Origin of the sequence: Proteus sp. LHD240705 (genome assembly GCF_047921555.1) — a bacterium.
In the GTDB taxonomy this organism is placed as follows: Bacteria; Pseudomonadota; Gammaproteobacteria; order Enterobacterales; family Enterobacteriaceae; genus Proteus.
The window spans coordinates 1-262 of record NZ_JBLRMI010000060.1; the positions used below are offsets into that span (position 1 = coordinate 1).

At 48.9% G+C, this 262-nt stretch carries 1 tRNA gene and 1 rRNA gene; both read right to left on the reverse strand.

Annotated elements, in window-relative coordinates:
• A 5S ribosomal RNA gene (rrf, locus tag ACNART_RS18025) occupies positions 1-98 on the reverse strand; the annotation flags it as partial.
• 50 nt (positions 99-148) lie between these two features.
• Positions 149-224, reverse strand: a tRNA-Thr gene (locus ACNART_RS18030).
• Positions 225-262 lie beyond the last annotated feature (38 nt).

Below are 262 nucleotides of genomic sequence, written 5' to 3' on the forward strand. Positions count from 1 at the left end.
CTCACATGGGGAGACCCCACACTACCATCGGCGCTACAACGTTTCACTTCTGAGTTCGGCATGGGATCAGGTGGGACCGTTGCGCTATGGCCGCCAAGCAAATTCTGTATTTATAACCGTCTGTTTATGCAGTTATAATAATTTTTTATGGTGCTGATACCCAGATTCGAACTGGGGACCTCACCCTTACCAAGGGTGTGCTCTACCAACTGAGCCATATCAGCACTAGTGGCTTATTGTCACCGGCTGACACAGCCTAAAT